Here is a 21101-nt window from a genome sequence, read left to right as displayed (position 1 = left end):
TCATAAATTTCATACATATTCCCAAAATTTAAAAATGGGTGACACAAATCAGGAAGAAAAATTAAAATTTATTTTTTAGAAGAAAAGAAAGAAAGGAAAAGAAGACAAAATGTCTTACCATCAAGAGATTTACGCAACGCCTGAAGCGCTCTAGCGTAATATGTTTTCACCGTATTCACCGAAATCCCCATCTCCTCGGCAACCATCTTATAAGGTGTATTATTAAAAACAATTGCGGTAAGAACCTTCTTCGGATTAGCGGGTAAATCTTCAATGGCAGCATATAAATACTCCTTCATTTTCTCCAACTCCACCTCATTATCACGGGACATTTCCTCTAGAAAATCATCAACGTGTAACTCTATATCTACGAAATATGCTTTCCCCCGATCCCTCATAAACTGTAAAGATGCTTTACTCGCCGCCCCAAACAAATAAGCCCTCAAAGACCCCGAAAATTCCTGTCCCCGCTTATTATTCCACAAGGATATAAACACCGTCTGAACAATATCCTCCGCATCTTCCATCGAAATCAAATAACGCATAACATACGTACATAATGCTTGATAATAAGTATCAAACATCATCTTCATACATCTCTCGTCACCTGTTTCTAACAGTCGAATTATCGTTGACTCTTTTACATCGGGCACCATTAACATACCTTTACATGACACGGTAAAGTTAAAGCTATTCCCGTTATTTACAAAAACAAATCCCTCTTTCCGATTTTTAATTTCTGCCTTTAACCTTTGATTTATAAAATTTTACCTTCTATGCTCAAAATCAAAAATCAATTCAGCCGTCCAGTCGCCTTCAAGTATCTCGTCTCGCTCAATCGTAATTCCGCCTTCGCATCAATCCAATCACTCCACGCCTTTTGCCATTGTGCCTGAGCCTCCATGTAGTTCGTAATCGTCTCCATACCCACCTCGTACTGATTCTTGCTCACCCCCAGATTTTCTTCTGCCTGGCTCAACGATTTACGGGTCAGAATAACCCGTGTGTGACAATCCTCGATATTATAGCGAGCCCGTGCAATCTCCAAAAGCATCATTTGTGACATCTCCTCTTTTTTCAATCGACTCATCTCCTGCTCGGCCTTCATCGCTTTAATCTTTCCCCGGCCCTCACCCCAGTGATAAATAGGAATCTTCACGGAAGCCATGGCCGTAAAAGATGCCACGTCCTCCGTCTGCCCGTTCAGAGATATTCCCCCCGAAAATCCATAAGAGGCGGAAACTCCCACCTCCGGCAAAAAATCAGAACGGGTCAACGCCACCTGTTTCTCCTTCAATTCCACATCCTTCTCCAACAAATTATATTCGGGACGCTGTTGTAATCCCTCCCCAGCATTCAACACGCCTGGAGTCACCTCATCATACAAAGAATCACTCACCTGTATCGTCGAATAAAGATCAATCCCGATTACCCGGCAAAGATTCATCCCTGCCAAAGCCTTCCCGTTCTCCGCCTTTTGTAACATCAACTCGGCCTCGTTCAACTTTACCTGCGCCTTCAGCAAATCATTTCGAGAAGCCATCCCTGTTTCGTAAGCATCCGTCAAATTCCGCACTAACTCATTAACTACCGCCTTATACTTCTGGGCAGAAGTCACCAATTCCACCACCCGCAAGTATTGCCAATAAGCCTCGTCCGCCTCGGTAATCACCTCCGCACGGGTATACTGCTTATTCAATTCGGACATTTCCTTCCCAATCGTGGCCATACGATAAGCTGAACGAATCTTCCCACCCATATAAATCGGTTGTTCCAGCATCGCTCCCGCCGAATAAACCCCTCGCAACCCTAACTCCAGCTCAATATCAGGCATAAAAGCATATTGCGCCGAAAGAGGCCGACCATCCTTTCCCATTACTGGAAGTTTCGTCGCCGGATCAATATAAAGATTGTAAACCAACTCCCCGTTTGCATCCGGTACGAACGTCGGTAAATACCCCCCATCAATCGTGAACGAACTCTTCTTCTGCATATAAGCATACAACCCGGTAGCCGAAAGCTTGGGCAAAAAATTCGCACGATAAGCCTTTCGCTCAAATTCAGCCTTCTCCCCTTGTTTCGTGGCAATCGACATCTTCTTGCTACTTTCTAAAGCCATTTCCCGACATTTCTCCAAGTTCAAAGAAACCTGCGCTTTTACCGGAGAAATACCTAAAACCAATAATATTGTCAACAGACCTTTCATAATAATCCTCTAACTTATGCTATCACTTTTTTTCTCTTTAAAGAATATCGCGTACAACACGGGAATAAACACCAACGTGATCACCGTACCTACCAACAAGCCCCCCATAATCGTAACGGCCATCGAACCAAACATATCGTCACCCAGCAACGGAATCATCCCCAATATCGTCGTCAATGACGCCATCATCACCGGACGGAAACGAGAAGAAGAAGAATCCAGCAGAGCCTGCGTCTGATCTTTCCCGGAAGCAATCTGTAACCCGATCTCATCCAGTAGTACCACTCCGTTCTTAATCATCATCCCGACTAATCCCAACGCACCGACAATCGCCACGAAACCAAACTCTTTACCACTGATTAACATTCCCAGCACGATCCCGATTGCAGCCAAAGGTAAACAACAGAAAATAATAATCGGCTTGCGGAAATCCTTGAACAACATGATCAGTATCGCAATCATCAGAATAACCGCTAACGGAATATTCCCGAACAAATATTTCATGGACTCCCCGCTGGCCTTATGCTCTCCCAACCACTGCTTAGCGTAGCCCTCGGGCAAAGTAATCGTATCCACCTTCTCTACGATCAACGCACGGGCACTCTCCGCCGTGTACCCCAAAGCATTATTACATTGCGCCCGCATAGCCCTCTGCCCGTTATAACGTCGCACAACAGGATCTTCCCATTTCAAAGAAATACCTTTCGTGGCTTGATTCAACGGGATAGAACCTATACTTTGGGCCAGCAAATCCTCCCCGGACATCGTCCCCATCAACAACCCCTTCAACGACTCCTCGTTCAGAGCCGCCGTCGAAGGCAGCACACTCCAAACGGGAATATTATCCAGTGCTTCCACCTTCTCCCCCTCACTATTCACGCTCTTCATGTACAAAGGCTTTGCATGAACTCCCTCGTAGAAAGATCCCACAGGCATTCCATCCGTGGCTGCAAGCATTGACAAACCGACATCCGAACGGGAAAGTCCCACGGAACGGGCAATCGGCTGGTAGTAATCCACCATCAACGTGGGAGTCATCGGCTCCCAGTCATTCGTCACCAAAGTAATTGCGGGTTCGTCACGCATAATCTGTTCCGCTTTCTCCGTCAACTCTCTCAACACGGCCGGGTCCGGTCCCGTGAACATCAACTCAATCGGGTACTTCTTGTACATCAAATTATAACGTTTCATCCGCACGTAAGCATCCGGGTAATGAGCCGTCAAGTAATCCTGAATCTCGGTCATCGACGCCTTCAACTCTTCCGGGGTCGTGTAATCCACGATCAACTCCCCGTAACTCATCGTGGGCTCCGCGATAGAACGCACCAGATTATAACGGGCAGGAGTCCCGCCGACACTCGTCGTTACATGAGTCACTTCCGGACGACTCAACAAATAATCCTCTATACTTGCCAAATCCGACTCGACCCGTTCCACCCGGGTACCCTCCGGCATTTTAAATTCAATATACAACTGTGTGTAACTCAAATCCGGGAAGAAACCTTGCGGAATATAGCGGTACAAGAATGCAGTAACTGCCAATAAAACCACGACCACCCCGATTGCCATGGACTTGTGCCACAACATAAAAGAAAGAAATTGCCGGAACAACCGGTATATCTTACTATCATACAAATTCTCGTTCGCCTTCTTCGGTTTCACTTTCAACGAGTGATCCGCATGAATCGGGATATGCGTCAACGCCAACACCCAACTCAACAACAGGGATACCGCCAGCACGATAAACAAATCCCGCACGTACTCGCCCGTCGTATCCGGGGAAATAAAGATCGGGAAAAACGCCAAGATAGCAATCAATGTAGCCCCCAATAAAGGCATCGCCGTCTTCTTCGCTATATTCGTCAGTGCGGCCGGACGTTTCACGCCCCGCTCCAAATCAACCAGTATCCCGTCGACAATCACGATCGCATTATCCACCAGCATCCCCATGGCAACAATCAGCGACCCCAGCGAAACCCGTTGTAACGTTCCGTCAAAAAGATAAAGCACCACGAATGAGCCCAGTACGATAATCACCAGTCCGGTTCCGATAATCACCCCGCTCCGGAATCCCATGGTAAGCATCAGCACAAGAATCACGATTACCACCGATTCCAACAAGTTAACCATGAAAACATTAATGGCATCCCTCACCCGGTCTGGCTGAAAAAATACTTTCTGAAAATCCACGCCCACCGGAATCCGGGACTCTTTCAACTGCTGTAACTCCTGATCTACCTTCTCTCCCAAAGTAATGATATTCCCACCTTTTTCCATGGAAATTGCCAACCCGAAAGCCTGCTTGCCATCATACTTCATCCCGTTGCGGGCCGGGTCCTCATACCCTTCCGTGATGGACGCAATGTCCCGCAAACGTAACTGATCATCCTCGTGTCCCTGTATAATTAGATTCTTAATATCCTCGATCGACTTATAGCTATCATTAATAGCCACCCGCAAACGCTGATCCCCACTATTGAAATAACCAGGATACACGGTTTTATTCTGACTGTTCAACGTGGACAACACTTCCATCGGGTGAACCCCCAGATTTGCCATCTTATCCTGCATCATCTCGATATTGATACACGGGGTTCGGTTCCCATAGATCTCAACACGACGCACCCCCTCAATATCTTGCAACTCCCGTTTCACCAACTGGGCATAATCCAACAACTGCTCGTCACCCACCCCGTCGGTCGTTATGGCATAAAACATTCCATACACGTCCCCGAAATCATCCATCACCACGGAAGGACGCGCTCCATCCGGCATTTGGGCCTGTGCATTCGTCACCTTTCGACGCAGAATATCCCATTTCTGCTCCAACTCGTCCGGGCTCACAGTACTCTCCAACTCCACCGTGATCAATGACATATCCGCCATGGACTTGGATTCAATACTACCGATTGCCCCCATTGAACGAATCGACTTCTCCAATACATCCGTTACTTCCAACTCCACCTGATGAGCAGAAGCTCCGGGATACACCGTAACCACCATCGCCTGTTTTACCTTGATTTCCGGGTCTTCCAACTTGCTCATCGAATTAAAGGCAAAAATACCTCCAATCACCAGCACTGCAATAAAAAACTTTACCAGCGCCCTATTATTTAATGCATAATCCGCTAAATTCATCATATCAAATCCTTCGTAAGGTTACAGGTTCTAAATTCTCTCCGCGTAGCCTCGTGCGGCCGGAATCTAAAATTTAAAATCTAAAATTAAAGCAGTTTCCCTACATTTGTTTTAGAAACCGGTTTCAATAATTCCACGGACATACCTTCCTTCAAACTATGCACACCAGCAGATACAACGATCTCCCCGGCTGCCAATCCTTCGGAAACAATCAACTCACCTGTTTTCAACAACTTTTTCAACTGGATAACACGCCTGGTCACATTTTGAGCTTTCGGGTTATATACCCACACAGCAGATTCCCCGTTTTCTTCGAACATCGCAGACAACGGCACCACCGTCAACGCCTCCTCGTTCGGGTTATACTCGATCGTCACGTTTACGCTCATCCCTGCTGCAATATCCACTCCCGGCACGGGTTTCAGACGTAGACGCATCCGGTACAACTGATTCAAGTTCGCCTTCCGAGTAATTTCAATCAACTCTAACGGGAAAACTTGTCCCGGGAACACGTCAATCGTACAAGAAAACGACTTAAACAAATCTTGTCGTACAAAATCACTGGACGGAATATCAATATCCACGTCAAAATAATTACTATTAATCATAGACACCACGGGGTAACCGGCAGCTACCGTCTCGTGAGAATCATAATATTTTTTCTGAATATACCCGTCGAAAGGTGCTGTCAGACGAGTATCAGCCAAGGCGTTCTTATGGGCATCATACTTTGCCGTAATTTGCTTAACCCCAGCCACGGCCTTATCGTAGTCATTCACCGGAACGCTCCCCCGGTTATATAACTCGATGACCCTTCCGGCTTCCTCCTTCACTTGATTGTACTCCGCCTCTGTCGCTGAAAGTTGAATCTCGTAATCTCTCGGATCAATCTCGGCAATCAACTCTCCCTTCTTCACGAACGCCCCCACTTCCGGCAACACCGCCCGAATAGGTCCGGCCACTCGAAATGACAGCTTTACCTCTGAAGCCGCCTTGATCTTTCCCGGATAAATAATCGACAATTCCCCTTGGTAACTTTTCACCGTATCGGCCTGCACCGTAGCCTTACCGCGTTCCTGCTTTGTTTTAGAACTTCCACAGGCACACATCAATAAAATCAACCCAAGCAAAGAAAATACAACACCTTTCATCATTTTCCAATTTTATCACTAAACCATGTTAAATTTTAACTTTTTACACTCTCTTTTATACAACAAACATGCCACAATAAAATAAAACACCATCAATATACACAACCCCCAAAATTCAGGTAACACCTCTGACAACGTGGCACCTGTATTATTAATTTTCACGAAACCGTCAATCCCGAACGAGGAAGGAAACAACTTTCCAAACCACACCCAATATTCCGGTATTGCTGACTTCGGCCAAGAAATTCCGGAAATAAACATCAACGGCACAGACGTGAACACGAATATCAAGAAAGGCATTTCCCGTTCGCGACTAAAAAACGACATAGCAATAGCAAAAAAGGTACACGCCAGCAAAAACGGGAACAAAAACAACATCAGTTCCCCCCGTTCCCCCACCTGGGTCATCCCGAACAAACGAGGCACGATGAAAAACACCCAATAACTCATCACGAAATAAATAGGCAAATAAGCAAAAGCCTTCCCTAAAACTACCCGTGCCGGACGACGAAAATGCTTATTCGCAGGTAACAACAACCCTTTCCGACGTCGATCCCGCTCTGTCCCTGTAATCGTTCCCACTCCCAACAATAACGACTGCTGCACCACCAAAATCAACACCGCCGGGATCAAAAAAGAAGTGAAACCTCCTTGCGGATTAAACAACTTCACGTCTTGAATCCGTACGGGAGAAGACGCAATCTGTTCAGTGATCTCCGTGGCATACTCCATCCCCTGTACCTGTATATCCTTCCCCATCGCCAAAGAAACGTCCGTCCCGGCCGTCAACAAAGCCTTGTAATTCAGCAAAGCTCCCATATCGCAATAAAGAGATACGTGAGCCTGTTCCCCCCGGGCCACGTTCTTACTAAAATCAGAGGGGACCTCAAGAATCCCGTAAATATCTTTCTTATACATCAGCAACTTCGCCGCCTCCATATCCTCACAACGGGCCACCACGTCCACACTCGCCGTGGCATCCCAATTCCGGATAAACTCCCGGCTCAACGCTGACTTCGAATGATCCACCACCGCCACAGGCACTTCCCTCGCCACCTCATTACTATATATAAACGTGTAAACCACCGGGTACCCCAACATCAACGCCACGAAAAAAGTCAGCACGGCATGATCCCGAAACACCGCGTAAAACTCTCGTTTAAAAACATAATATATATCCGTCCAAAAACCCATTTCAATTTTAGATTTAATGATTTTTGATTTTAGATTAACCCCCTCTAATTCCCCCTTGAAAAGGAGGAGGACACGCTACATTGAAAACATTGTAGCAATTTCTTGCGTCCGTTTCTCCCCTTGTGTAAGGGGGAGTTAGAGGGGGTAGTCTTTTTCATTCTAAATTCTAAACTCTAAATTTCAAACTCATTCCAACCTGCAACCTGCCAACCTGTAACCCATAAATCGTTTTCAACGATTTATGGCAAATACTTAAACTCCAACAAATCCAACTTCAACTTCGGCAGGATAAAAATCGGCAAGAACAGATATACCATCAATGCCGCATAACTCTGCCAGGAAAATATCATCGGAATACCATTCAAAGCCTGATCCACGTATATCAAAAAATAGTGACGCATCTGGAACAAATTCGACCCGATCTGAGCCAGCTCCGGCATGGAACGCACCGGATAAGTAAAACCGCATATCGAAAATGACAACACGCCCCACAAAGCACACGCACTCAATGCGATCCTACTCCGACGAGTTATTCCCGTAACAAACAGGGCAAAACACTGAGAGGCAAGAATCATCAGTACCATAGCCAAAAACATCGGGAAAAATCCACTATTTAACGGGAAATGAGCATAACCATACAACATGGAAAGAGCAAGCATCCCCATCGCCGTGAAAATCAACGCCTGCGGAACAAGTTTCCCCATTAATGCCACGATAATAGAACCATTTCCTGCCTCCAACCACTCTCTTGAAGTCCTCCGCTTAATCTCCTCACTAATACTGTACACCGTGGTAAACATCACGAACATACACAAGAATGCAGGTAAAAGGAAATTCGCCAAATAGACAGCGTAACTCAACCACGGGTTATTCAACGGGTGCGTATCTAGTACGATCGGCATCAGCTTAGCGGCGAGCAACGGCCCGCCCTCTCCCTTCGCCAGCAATAACGTTTGTTGAACCGCTCCATTCGCTAAATTTGATTGCATCCGCATATCTTTATACAACAAAGAACCCGCCAGAAAATAAGTATCATTCGTGTAAAACGATAACACGGGCTCTCCCCCTGTCGATGCATCCCGCCGGAAGTCCGCCGGGATATAAAAAATCCCGTAAACATCCCCCCGCTGCAAAGCCTCTCGTGCCTCGCTAAAATTCGCCGTGCGCATCACCACGTCCGTCTGGGCAAACGTGTTCAACGAACGTACCAAAGAACGGGAAGTCGTGGTATTATCCTCATCCACCACGGCCACAGGCAACTTTTTCGGCAACCCGTCTTTCAACAAATCCATGAAAAACAGGAAACAGAACAAAGGTGCGAAGATCATCACAAACCAGTAGATCCGACGTTCTGCCAACATCCGGACCTCCCGTTTCATCAACACCCCCAAAGCCCTTATATTCTCACGCATAGATTAATTTTAGATTTATGATTCTAGATTTTAGATTGAACTCCCTCCCCCTTCGGGTACTCCCTCTATAAACAGAGGGAGAGCTAAGTTACTCACCGTCTTCGGGAAACACTTCATTCTAAATTTTAAACTCTACATTACTTTAAATTCTAAACTTTTAATTTTTAGCTTTTAGTTTTTAGCTCTTTTCAGCACGCTCATCCCCGGTCTCAACCCCTCCACCTTTTCCGTGGGAACAGCCTTCACCTCGAAAGTCTTCGTATCATACTGCCCGGTTGTCTTCGTTGCTCTCCAAGCAGCATAAGTACCCATATTCTTCATGTGAGTCACTTTCAACTGCACCTCCTTATTGTTCAAAGCGGGAATATACCCCGTGAACACGGTTCCCATCTTCAAGTCGCCCAATAAATCCTCTCGCACGTTAAAAACCACCCACATATCCTCCAAGTCCAGCACGTTCATCACGGGGGACCCCGTCCCCACCAACTCTCCCACCTTCGGATAACGTTCGGAAATCTCTCCCGAAATCGGTGAAATCAAAAATGTCTCCTTAATATAAGAACTAACTTCTTCCACGGCCCCCCTTGCCCGGTTCACCTGAGCCTCGGCCGCCAATTTATCTTCCTTCTCCGCCCCGTTCTTCGCCATCTCATACTGAGCCTTCGCTGCCTGCTCCGTGGCTAGCATCGCTTTATAATTGGCCTCGGCCTCATCACGTTTCTGTGCGGAAACCACATCATTTTCAAACAACTTCTGCACCCGGTCAAAAGACTTCTTTGCCACATCAAGAGCCGCCTGTGCTTTTTTCCACGTTTGGAAGGCCATCGCTTTCTGTTCCTCACGGGCTCCCTTCTGGGCCTTATCGCTCAATGCTTGGGCAGCCTCTTCCGCTGCCTGTGCCTGATTAAATTTTGCCATCACCTCCGGACTATCCAAAATCGCCACCGTATCTCCTTTCATCACCTGATCCCCCTCGTCCACTAAAAAACGCTCAATCCTCCCCGGAACCTTCCCGGAAATCCGTACTTCCGTGACCTCCGCCTCACCTTGAATCATCTCCGGCACCGGTTCCCAAAAAATAAACCCGAATATAGCAACCAAAAATACGATGATCACGATCCCTGTAAACATCAATACCTTCCCGCTTACTTTCTTTTCACTCATAACAATTAATTTAAAATTTAGAATTTAGAGTTTAAAACTTAAAATGGAAAACTACCCCCTCTAACTCCCCCTTACACAGGGGGAGGACACGCTACGTTGTTACATTGTGGCGGTTTCTCGCATCCGTTTCTCCCCCTTGGAAAGGGGGAGCTAGAGGGAATTAATCTTAAATCTAGTATCATAAATCTAAAATTCCAGTGTTCCATAAGCTCTCTCCAAATAAACCTTACACAACCGGGCCTCGATCTGCGTATCGATCAGCTCCGAATTCGCCGTCAACCAAGCCGTTTGCGCCTCTAGCACGTTCAGCACGGGTATCGTACCCTCCTTGAAACCCAAATTCGCGAACTTCAGATTTTCCTCCGCCCGTTCCAGATTCTTACGGGCCATCGCCAACTTCTTCGTCACCTCCTTCATCTTGAATTCCGACTGGCTCACCTGTAACTCGATCTGCTCCTTTGCCTCCTGCAACTTGTAATTCATCGCGTTAGTCTGGGCTTTCGCGTTACGCAAACTCTTGCGTGACGCTCCCCAATGGAATATCGGAGCTTTAATCCCGACACCCACACTCCACATGCCTTCGAACTTCGTGCTTACCCCGTCAAAGAAAGAAGGCGTGCTGCTCAAATAATTCGCCGTTAAAGCAATCGTCGGCAAATACTCGGATAAAGCTATCTTCTCCTTCTTTTTATATATATCCGTGGCCAGCTGTAAACTCGCCACCTCCGGACGTCGGCTATACACCCGTTCCAAACTCTCCGTCGGCACCTCCTCCACGTCCGTGTCTGCCACCTCCTCTTTCAACATCACGATCGTGTCTGTCGGTAAACCGCAAATCTGGTTCAACAACATCCGGGACAAACTCAACCCGTTGTCCACCTTCGTTTGGACCATCTCCCCCTCGTTCAGTTTCACCCGCACGGAAAGCACGTCCGCTTTGGTTGCTACCCCCGTCGTGTGCATCAACTCGACATCATGCACGAACTTCGTCAACGTCTCCACGTACTTATCCGCCAATTTCTTCCGGTTTACCAAGGAAACGATCTGCCAGTAAGCCTCGTCCGTCGAGAGAATCACGTTCTGCAACTCCTGCGACCGCTTGCTCTTTGCCAACTGCTCCGACAACCCGGCAATCTGATTATAAGCCCTGATCTTCCCTCCCATGTAAATCGGCTGGGTCAACCCGACCTGCACAATTCCTAAGTTTCGTTCGTCCACGGTCATCGCCTCCTTTGGCAACAGGGCGTAATCCTTCGGGACATACTGCCCGTTCACCATCACCGGCTTCCCATCCGCCCCCATCATCAACTGATCGGGACGAAACGTGAACTTCCCGTCCGAGCCAATCGACCCGACAGGTAAATGGGCATCATCCGACAACAAATTAATCTCTTTCTGGTTGCGCAAATACACGCCCACAGCGTCAATACTAGGCAAATACCTCGTGAAAGCCTCGGCTCTTTGCGCCTCACTTGCCTTCACGTCCTCATCTGCAATTTTCAGTTTCTTGTTGTTCTCTATCGCCAACCGCCGACAATCCTCCAAACTTAACACCCCCTGCGCATTCGACTGCAAGATAAAGCACAGTAGTACAACAATTAAACTTAATCCAGATTTACATTCCGTAATCCTCTTCATCACTTTCTCGTTTTTATATTCTAACTTCAAGTCTCTTCAAATTTATACTTTCCGGTATGTACTCCCGTAAAAACTTTATCGAGCTTTTACTAACGAATAAAGTTGTTCATACTGGTAACGCACCGATGATAAAGCATAAGAAATATCTTGATGCATAACAATGTAATTTATCAACCCAATGCTTATGTTCAGCAAATTCTTTGCCAAAATCGACGTGTCCACGTCATCTCTTATCTCCCTCTCTCGTTTTGCCTCTAAGATAACACCTTCCAACTTCGACATCCACGAGATTTTCGTGTCACTCACCATCTGTTTAAACTCCGGATACAGGGAAATCACCTCCACCATCAGCGATAGACACAAAATTTCGGGAATATCACTATCCAAACGTTTCGCCCCGTAATGACCGATACTTTCCAAGTTATGGATCGTCAGGTCAACAAACTCCCGCAACGAATGTACCCGGCTCATCTCCTCGGCCCGTCGGTTATTCAACATACGGTAATACCTCGTCACCCCCTCTTTCAAAACCTCCTCCTTGTTCAAGAAATGATAATAAAACGTCCCTTTCGTCATCCCCACGGCCTTCTCCAAGTCGGTAAGCGTAACCGCCTTGAATCCTTTTTTCAGGAACAACAAAAAAGCTGTCTCGATAATCGTGTCTCTCGTTCCGTTCATTTCTTTATCAACATATAATATTGTTCAAACTGCATCCGGGTATCTGAAAACATATATTGGAAATTCGCCTGTTCCAACTCGATATTCAACATACTACTCGACACGGACATCAAGTTACGCGCCAAAACCGAAGTATCCAATGTCGCCCGAATTTCCCCGCTTTGCTTAGCCTTCAAGATAGCACGCTCCCAGTTCGCCAACCGCCTCTTGGAAATCGTGTATATCCGCTCCCGGAACTCCGGAAAGATCGGGGCCACTTCCAGCACCAGCTGGAAAAACAAGACTTCCAGTATAAAACATCCGAAAACTCTCTGGGAAGCATCGGCACTCTCCTCTTTATTCTTGATCACGAGATCAATGTACTCCCGCAGAGAAGCCACTCGCTCCACATCCTCCCCACTCTCCTCCTTCATCACGCTGAAATACCGTTCCATCCCCGCCTCCAAAATCTCCTTCTTATCCTTGAAGTAATAATAAAAAGCGCCCTTGGTCAAGCCCGTGGCTTGCTCCAATGTTTTCAACGAACAGGCCTTATATCCCCTGTTCAAGAATTGCAGAAACGCCTTTTTTACTATTTCTTCCCGAGGTTCTGTCATAATAGCTCGCTTTGTGTCAGACAAAGATAAAGATAAAAACTGAATATCTTAAATTTAACATTTAGATTCACGCTACCACGTGAAACTATTGTCTTCAAACAACAGTTAATAACATGTAATCCCCACGATATAAATATATTTAGCAACAAATCATGATTACTAACGGATCAATTCTGCATATAATCATTTTAAAAAGCAATAAAAGAACTTATAAAACGCTATATATAACAGCGTTTTAATAGGGATTTAATAGCGTTCTAATAGCGCTTTACACGATAGTGATCCGGAAGTAATCATATATTCATTTTCATTTTATGTATTAAATCGAACTGAATACCAGATCATTCCACCACGACCACCTCTTCTAGTTCTTCCAGAGTCCCCGTGTGATTACTTTCCTTGTTGATCCGGTCCATAATCACGGCAATCGCACCATCTCCCGTCACGTTACAAGCCGTACCGAAACTATCCATCGCAATGTACAAGGCGATCATCAATCCCTGGGCCGTCTCGTCAAATCCCAGCATGGACTGCAATAACCCCAAAGCCGCCATGATCGCACCGCCCGGTACCCCCGGGGCCGCTACCATCGCAATTCCCAGCATGAAAATAAACCCGGCCATCACCCCGAAAGAAATCGGCATCCCCGACATCAACATGATCGCCATGGCACAAGCCACGATTTTCATCGTGCTACCCGACAAGTGTATCGTGGCACAAAGTGGAATCACGAAAGCTGCCAGTTCCCGATTAACACCATTTTTTATCGATTGCTCTAGTGTCACGGGAATCGTTGCCGCAGAAGACTGTGTTCCCAAAGCCGTCATATAAGCCGGTAACATATTCCGGAACAACCGGAACGGATTCTTCTTCGATACAATCCCGGCAATAAAGAATTGGATAAACAACAGAACTATCGTCAAGAAAAATATCATCACGATAATTTTCACAAACACGCCCAACACACCCGAAACCTGGCCGGAATTCGAGATATTCAGGAAAATACCGAAAATGTAAAGCGGTAACAAAGGAATAATCACCCCCGTGATCACCTTGTTGATAATATCCTTGAAATCCTCCATCGCTCCTTTCAACGTGGCCCCGTTGATAACCGACATACCCAAACCTAGCGTGAAAGCCAAAACCAAAGAAGTCATCACGTCCATCAAAGGGGGCATCATCACCGTGAAATAGGGAGCCAAAGGTTCCACCGCCGCTGTTTCCAGCGGTTGCAACTCGGCATCTTTCAATAGCCACGGATAACTCAAGTCACTGGCAAAGTAAGTGAAGAACCCCGAAAACAAGGTAAATCCATACGCCAGCAAAGCAGTTATCAACAACAACTTCCCGGCACCTTTACCCAAATCGGCAATGCCCGGGGCCACCAATCCAAGGATCAGCAGCGGGATGATAAAACCGAGGAAATTACTAAACAAACCATTTATCGTTAAGAAAATTCTTACCAGCCAACCGGGGAAGAAAAGTCCGCACGCTATACCCAAAGCAATCGCGATCACGATCTTTGGTAATAATCCTATCTTCTTTTTTTTCATACGCCCATCTATTTATATTAAAAATAACCTTACATTCGCATAACAATATAAGAATCATGAGCCTATGACAAAAGATAAATGGCATGGCCACATAGCCATCTTCGCCGCAAACATCCTCTTTGGAATAAATATTCCTATCGCCAAAACCTTAATGCCGGAGTGGATTGATCCTGTAGGCCTCACGTTCCTACGTATGTCATTCGGGGCACTCGCCTTTTGGGTGGTTTCCCTATTTACCTTAAACGAGAAAGTAAGTAAAAAAGATTTACTAATCCTGTTTTTTTGTGCTATTCTAGGTACAACTGTTAATCAACTCACATTCATTGAAGGACTTGGAATGACCTCCCCGATCGATGCCGGGTTGATCGTCACGATGAATCCCGTGATGGTGATGCTTATTTCAGCCCTGGTGCTAAAAGAACCCATTACTTCCAAGAAGGCAGGCGGGGTGCTGATCGGGGCGTGTGGGGCTCTGCTAATCATCTGGCAATCCTACACGATAAACCAGGGACACGGGGGGTCGTTGATGGGCAACCTGCTTTGTTTTATTAGCGTGGTGAGTTACGCAACCTATCTCGTGATTTCAAAACCGATCGCCCAGCGCTATTCCCCGGTAACCCTAATGAAATGGATGTTCCTGTTCTCAACGATCCTCATGCTCCCGTTCAGCATGAACGACGTGGTAAACGCGAAACTATTCTCGGCAGAAACTTCTCTAAGCGCTCTGGCCAGCCTTTTCTACGTGGTATTTTTCGCCACGTTCCTCGCTTACCTGTTCATCCCGATTGCCTTGAAACGCATCCGTCCCACGACAATCAGCATGTACAATTACGCTCAACCCCTGGTTGCAGCTACCCTAGCCATTCTCATGGGGCAGGATAAATTAACTTGGGATAAACCCGTCGCCGCCCTGTTGGTGTTCACGGGAGTCTATCTCGTGACGCAAAGTAAAGCCCGGGCAGACCTAGAGAAAGGAAATGAATAAATCCGATCATATATAAACTATTGAAGTTGGAAATTTATCGGAGCTGTATAATAAACAGCTACTTTCCGTTTATGGATAGGACATATCACCGGAGCGAAAGGCTGCAATCGGCGCATGACCCGCACAGATTCCGCATCCAAGCTCGGGTCCACGCTTTGGACCACGTGAACATCGGAGATACTCCCATCCGTGTTAATCAGAAAACCCACGATCACCTTCCCCTGAATGTTACGTTCCTGAGCAATTATCGGGTATTTCACTTCTCTCGCTATCCAGTTCTGTATTCCCCCGATTCCATGCAGAGAAACATTCAGATGATAAAAGCATTTACAGGAACAAGACTCATGACCATCAGGCTCATGGGAAATCATCTTCCCTTCCATCAAATCATGAAAATATAACAAGTGTTGTTCGGGATTCATGCATTCCCTTATTTTCGCCTCTTCCAAGATATTCAAATGAGCAAATAAGGGAGACAATTCCGCATATCTTTTAATCAAGTCTTTCTTCCCCATTCTTTTTATCAGTTTTTCTTGCTCAAGACGTTTCCATTTATACACGGCATCCAATTTTTTCTGCTGTTCTTTATCCAACTTGTATTCCCGGACAAAACTCGCAGGCACTCTCACGTTGTATGACGGGCTTATCCTATCAAGAGCCTGCTTGAAAGCACTTTCCCCACCCTTCAGGAATTGTTGTTTCTGTGCCACGTACATCTGTATGATTACCGGATCCGTCTCTTCCTGAATATTTTCCAAAGGGATCTTTCCTTCCCGATCCAACATAGTAATAAATTCATCATACGAATAAGATTCTGCCTCCGCACGTTCGATATTAAATGTCAAAGGACAAGTAAAACGGTAACGCACATTCTCCTCCTTGATTTTTGCCGGTTTCCAAGCAGGCATTTTGTTAAACACCCTTAACGCTTCCTCATTTAAAGACTCATGTATACCCCGTACAACCTGTACATTAGAAACTTTTCCATCCTTTTCCACAATAAAAGCGACAATCACTTTTCCCATGATACCGTTATCCCAAGCCACTTGAGGATATTGAACATTTTCACCTATCCACTGTATTATATCTCCTTTAAATTCAGGACCTTCATCCGCCACGACATAAACCGTCGTGTCGACATCCAACCGACCGGATGCGTTTAATACTCCTGCATTCAGGATACAACAAAATAGTATCACGTACAATTTATACCACGCCTTAGAGGCAATCTTAATTATTTCCATTTCTAGCACAATTTTAACATACAACCTGTATAAAAGTACGAATAAAATGGAATAATCACAATAATTTCTCCAAATAATAAAAACACAGCATTTTCACCCGCATACAATCATCTTGAAAAATATCGCTTATTTTCTTGTTTTTTCTTATTGGGGACAGACACAAAAGTAGTAAACTAAAAAATACTGTAATGCTTCATGAAGCATTACAGTATTTCTTCCAAATAGTTCGTTCGAAGTAATCGGACTTCTCGTCGCAGTTGCTTCAGTTCCTGTTGCATTTCGTGCATACGTCCCATCAACTCGTGGATAACACCGATTCCTTCCGTGTTGACAGATAAATCTTCATGCCACCGGACAAATCGTTCCAAGTCCTGTAATTGCGAACCAAGCAAGTAGCGTTCACCATCGACAACCTGAATATCAATTAGTCCATCTTCTTCCAGAGACACGATAAACAACGGATCCACGTGACTTTTCTGACAGTATTCCCTAACTATAATTAAATCTGTTTCCATAACTCTTCCCTTTAGCTAAGTTTTTGTAATTCCTGGAATAACTCTTTCTGTTTTTCCGTCAAATTTGTCGGAATCTCCACAGAATAAGTCACGATCAGATCACCGAACTTTCCTTCTTCCTTATAGACAGGAAAACCTTTTCCCTTCAACCTTACTTTCGCCCCGTTCTGTGTTCCGGGTTTTACCTTTAATTTCACTTTACCATTCATCGTATCCACCACCTGTTCTCCTCCTAAAACAGCCGAGTACAGGTTTAAAGGAGCCGTCACGTACAGATCGTTTCCTAAACGCTTGAATACGGGGTCTTCCGCAATCACGAATGTGATATACAAGTCTCCTGCGGGTCCCCCGTTTACACCGGGTCCGCCTTGTCCTTTCAATTTGATCGTTTGCCCATCAGCCACCCCGGCCGGAACAGTAATACGTATATTTTTACCATTTACAGACAACACCTGTTTGTGTGTCCGTGCGGCATCATGGAATGACAAATGCAATTCAGCATTATAATCCTGTCCTCGGAATGCGGCAGAACGTCCTCCACCCCGACGGGAACCGAATAACGACTCGAAGAAGTCCGAAAACTCGCCATCCCCACCCATTCCGGAGAACCCGCCTTCCGACGACCAATGAGCTCCACTCCCGAAACCTCCACCGCCTTGTTGTTGGTAACGCTGTTTCTGGGCCTCGAACTCGTCGGCATGTTTCCAGTTCTCTCCATATTGGTCATATTTCTTCCGTTTCTCCGGATCACCCAATACCTCGTTTGCCTCGTTAATCTCTTGAAAACGTTGCTTAGCATTCGGGTCGTCCGGATTCAAGTCCGGATGATACTTTCTGGCCAGTTTCTTAAAAGCCTTCTTGATATCATCCTGTGAAGCACTTTTATCAATCCCTAAAATCTTATAGTAATCTATATAGGCCATACTTTTACAATTTATACATTCTATAATATGTCAATACAAACTACGTACCAACCTGTGATATACGTTCAGAACTGACGCATTGTTACGACCGCACTGACAAAGTGACAAACAAAAAAGAGAACTTTTCCTAAGTCCCATTCGAGACGACTACCACTCCTCAACATCCCTTACAATCATCTAATCTCTCCCTCTACACAAGAGAGCAGTCTACACATACAAACAGGATTTTAGGACATTCAGTCCTCTTTTTATGATTTTCAATATCAATTTTTCTTTAATAACTGCTCTTGAATTATACTTTCAAAATTCTCTGGTCTAGCACCAACTTCAACTATCGGTTTTCCTCCAACCGGAATAAAAAAGAACGTAGGCAAAGCCTCTATATTATAGATCCGGCATAATTCTCTTTCTACATCTGCATTTACTTTATAAAAAATCACCTGATCCTTATATTGGGCTGCTAACTTTTCCATGAAAGGAACCATCTTCATACAAGGTCCACACCAAGATGCCCAGAAATCAATAACAACAGGCTTATCTCCTTTTAAAACAAAATCTCCCCCTTTTTTATAATCAAAAACATGCTCCAAAAAATATTCTCCTGTAATCGGATTCAACTTTCCGGATTCAACTTTCACATTCAAATCTTTGGGAATCAATTCATCTTCAATTTTCACCAGATCATAAGGTTGGAAGTACATTCTCGAACGACGTACATCAATTGATAATATTCCTTCCTTTAATAATCCTATCCCTAAAACGGAACGTTGCAAACTCTCATTTTCTGGAATAAGAACATTTTTCATCATATTCTTAACAAATAGACATTCATCTGCAACTTTTACTTGCTCAGTCTTTATCGGAGCCTCATATCCCAAATTAATATTCAACTCCTGCCCAGCCTTTTCCCCTGTAAATAAAGCAAAATCTTCCGAAGACATGGCAATGACATCTTCACACCATGAATCAAAGACAAAAGAATAATTTTTCCCATTAATCGTAACCGGACAAAGTAATGTTTCATCTGTTTCTAACACACAATCAGCACGATAATCCAACCTCATGTAAGGAGGGCGATAGGGGATTGAAGTTGTAATTTTCTGTCGTTTGCCATCTAACGTTATCGTTGTACCGCGAAACAAACGAGCGTTGATAGTGCCTGCTACTCCTAATTTTCTAAGATAAGGAGCATCTTTCAATACAAGTACAGGAAAACCATTCCTGAAAATATTATTTCCAAAAGAAATTTTATTTATTTTCATCGTTTTAATAACCTCTATTCCTCTAGTTTTTGTCACGTTAGATAATGATTTTTGTACCTCTTGATCGATTTTCAATTTTTCCACGTATTCGGGCAGAACGGCATTAGCCCCGTTAATATCTAAAACGAAATCTGCCTTTATGTCATTAACTAACAATTCCAATACAATTTTACCATCAACGGTACGATAATCAAGAACCTCTACCGATGTATTCTTAGACTGAGAAAACACGCTAAAGAACAAAAAAATACAACATATTAATACAAATATCTTCTTCATATCATTATTTCTTTTTATAACGAACTACTTTTTCACCTTGTTCAGTCTGTATGGTCATTTTTACAGATTTTTTTCCTTTTAATTCCGGAATCCCTTGTGTTATACTTTCACAGAAATCATAATTCCCTGTCTGTTTCCCATCGATTTTCAACACCTTATCTCCAATTGAAAGAATATCCCTCATCTTTCCCCATACGGCTGATACAACAAGATTTCCATCTTTTACACGCACTCTAAAATCCGGGAACCTCTGCCCCAAGTCATTCTCCTGTGTATACGCTTCAAAATAAAAACGATGACGAGAATAATCTATAGTAAGCTTCCCATAATCTAATAATTTCATCCCCAATAATGTATAAGGGGCATCTGAGGTTTCAGCAAACACATGACAGAAACGAGTTCCCGCAAATGAGACAAGAGGGAAATGAATTCGATGAATCACATTAGCTTTTGCAACACCTGCAACTCCAAGCCCTCCCTCTCCATAACCTTCTATAACATTCTCAAATGCACAAGAAGTAGATAAGCGTTCATAATCACTTGTTTTCAAACTGATGAACCCAGAACTTCCGGTATCAAATAATACCTTTATCCCATTTCCCAATCCTGCTTGCAATTCAATAATCGGCATCACTCCCTCCTCAACAAAAGAGACTGATTTACGTAAAGAAACATTTGTCTGTTTTTCTGCCGTCGTGATAGTAATTCTCTGTTGCTTAGAATCTATTTCCAAAATCATATTTGCCAACAGATCACTCCCAATCAATCCAACCACCCCAAAACAGTCAAAAGAAAAATGTCCCATTTGTAAAACAGGAATATCCTTAAAATTTATACCTTTATCAGAGGTTTCTAGACACCCTAATTCTACAACAGGATAAGTCACTGGCTGATTATTGGCGTCCTTTACTTGAATCTTTGTTACAATCTTCAATCCTAACTCTTGACATAAATCAGGAGACAGGGAAGTTTGTCCTCCCGTATCAAAAATAAAATTTTGTAACTTCCCATTCACGAACATTTCAATAATCATTTTCCCCCCAACAATTCGATAAGGGATAACAGATTTACCCTGTTGGCCCCAAGAAGCGTGAAGTCCAAAAGCTACAATTAAAAACAATATAAGCAATAATTTACGTTTCATCATCCTTATTTTCACATAT

At 44.5% G+C, this 21101-nt stretch carries 17 protein-coding genes; 1 reads left to right on the top strand and 16 read right to left on the bottom strand.

Features of this window, described 5'->3' with window-relative positions; all coding sequences use genetic code 11:
* Nucleotides 1-68 precede the first annotated feature (68 nt).
* From F1644_RS13890 to F1644_RS13840, 11 genes are all read right to left on the bottom strand, one after another.
* Nucleotides 69-656: an RNA polymerase sigma factor gene (locus F1644_RS13890; RefSeq protein WP_118303674.1), complete on the bottom strand. Its 588-nt coding sequence runs from the start codon at nt 654-656 to the stop codon at nt 69-71.
* Between the two features lie 137 nt (nt 657-793).
* Entirely contained in the window at nt 794-2206 is a 1413-nt protein-coding gene (locus tag F1644_RS13885; protein WP_118303220.1) for a TolC family protein, read from the bottom strand.
* Between the two features lie 9 nt (nt 2207-2215).
* Nucleotides 2216-5344 carry an efflux RND transporter permease subunit gene (locus F1644_RS13880; protein WP_118303672.1) on the bottom strand — a complete coding sequence of 1043 codons (3129 nt, stop codon included), beginning with the start codon at nt 5342-5344 and terminating at the stop codon, nt 2216-2218.
* 86 nt (nt 5345-5430) lie between these two features.
* Entirely contained in the window at nt 5431-6495 is a 1065-nt protein-coding gene (locus F1644_RS13875) for an efflux RND transporter periplasmic adaptor subunit (RefSeq protein ID WP_229782386.1), read from the bottom strand.
* An 18-nt stretch (nt 6496-6513) separates the two neighbouring features.
* Nucleotides 6514-7689 (bottom strand): ABC transporter permease, encoded by a 1176-nt coding sequence (locus tag F1644_RS13870; protein WP_118303216.1) that lies wholly within the window; start codon nt 7687-7689, stop codon nt 6514-6516.
* 239 nt (nt 7690-7928) lie between these two features.
* Nucleotides 7929-9101 (bottom strand): ABC transporter permease, encoded by a 1173-nt coding sequence (locus F1644_RS13865; protein WP_118303214.1) that lies wholly within the window; start codon nt 9099-9101, stop codon nt 7929-7931.
* Nucleotides 9102-9272: 171 nt separating this feature from the next.
* Nucleotides 9273-10265 carry an HlyD family secretion protein gene (locus tag F1644_RS13860; RefSeq protein WP_118303212.1) on the bottom strand — a complete coding sequence of 331 codons (993 nt, stop codon included), beginning with the start codon at nt 10263-10265 and terminating at the stop codon, nt 9273-9275.
* A 186-nt stretch (nt 10266-10451) separates the two neighbouring features.
* Complete coding sequence (locus tag F1644_RS13855; protein ID WP_168044197.1) at nt 10452-11903, bottom strand: TolC family protein; 1452 nt, start codon at nt 11901-11903, stop codon at nt 10452-10454.
* Nucleotides 11904-11978: 75 nt separating this feature from the next.
* Nucleotides 11979-12581: a TetR/AcrR family transcriptional regulator gene (locus F1644_RS13850; protein ID WP_118303208.1), complete on the bottom strand. Its 603-nt coding sequence runs from the start codon at nt 12579-12581 to the stop codon at nt 11979-11981.
* The gene (locus tag F1644_RS13845; protein ID WP_118303206.1) at nt 12578-13177 is read right to left on the bottom strand and encodes a TetR/AcrR family transcriptional regulator; all 600 of its coding nucleotides are present in this window, start codon (nt 13175-13177) and stop codon (nt 12578-12580) included. The genes F1644_RS13850 and F1644_RS13845 overlap by 4 nt, the downstream gene beginning before the upstream one ends.
* Nucleotides 13178-13518: 341 nt before the next feature.
* Nucleotides 13519-14730, bottom strand: a complete 1212-nt coding sequence (locus F1644_RS13840) for a dicarboxylate/amino acid:cation symporter (RefSeq protein ID WP_118303204.1) — start codon at nt 14728-14730, stop codon at nt 13519-13521.
* Nucleotides 14731-14794: 64 nt separating this feature from the next.
* Between F1644_RS13840 and F1644_RS13835 the strand changes: the two genes are divergently transcribed.
* Entirely contained in the window at nt 14795-15715 is a 921-nt protein-coding gene (locus F1644_RS13835; RefSeq protein WP_118303202.1) for a DMT family transporter, read from the top strand.
* Nucleotides 15716-15732: 17 nt separating this feature from the next.
* On the opposite strand, the gene F1644_RS13830 is transcribed toward F1644_RS13835, so the two are convergent.
* From F1644_RS13830 to F1644_RS13810, 5 genes are all read right to left on the bottom strand, one after another.
* On the bottom strand, nt 15733-16959 hold the full coding sequence (locus F1644_RS13830; RefSeq protein WP_118303200.1) for a TonB family protein: 1227 nt from the start codon (nt 16957-16959) through the stop codon (nt 15733-15735).
* A 203-nt stretch (nt 16960-17162) separates the two neighbouring features.
* Nucleotides 17163-17474, bottom strand: a complete 312-nt coding sequence (locus F1644_RS13825; RefSeq protein WP_087419485.1) for a chaperone modulator CbpM — start codon at nt 17472-17474, stop codon at nt 17163-17165.
* Between the two features lie 11 nt (nt 17475-17485).
* Nucleotides 17486-18397: a DnaJ C-terminal domain-containing protein gene (locus F1644_RS13820; RefSeq protein WP_118303198.1), complete on the bottom strand. Its 912-nt coding sequence runs from the start codon at nt 18395-18397 to the stop codon at nt 17486-17488.
* 263 nt (nt 18398-18660) lie between these two features.
* Complete coding sequence (locus tag F1644_RS13815; protein ID WP_087419483.1) at nt 18661-19938, bottom strand: thioredoxin domain-containing protein; 1278 nt, start codon at nt 19936-19938, stop codon at nt 18661-18663.
* 4 nt (nt 19939-19942) lie between these two features.
* Complete coding sequence (locus F1644_RS13810; protein ID WP_209279508.1) at nt 19943-21085, bottom strand: pepsin/retropepsin-like aspartic protease family protein; 1143 nt, start codon at nt 21083-21085, stop codon at nt 19943-19945.
* Between the last annotated feature and the right edge of the window lie 16 nt (nt 21086-21101).

This window comes from Butyricimonas paravirosa (assembly GCF_032878955.1).
Lineage (GTDB): Bacteria > Bacteroidota > Bacteroidia > Bacteroidales > Marinifilaceae > Butyricimonas > Butyricimonas paravirosa.
This window is presented reverse-complemented; position numbering and strand designations above follow the sequence as displayed.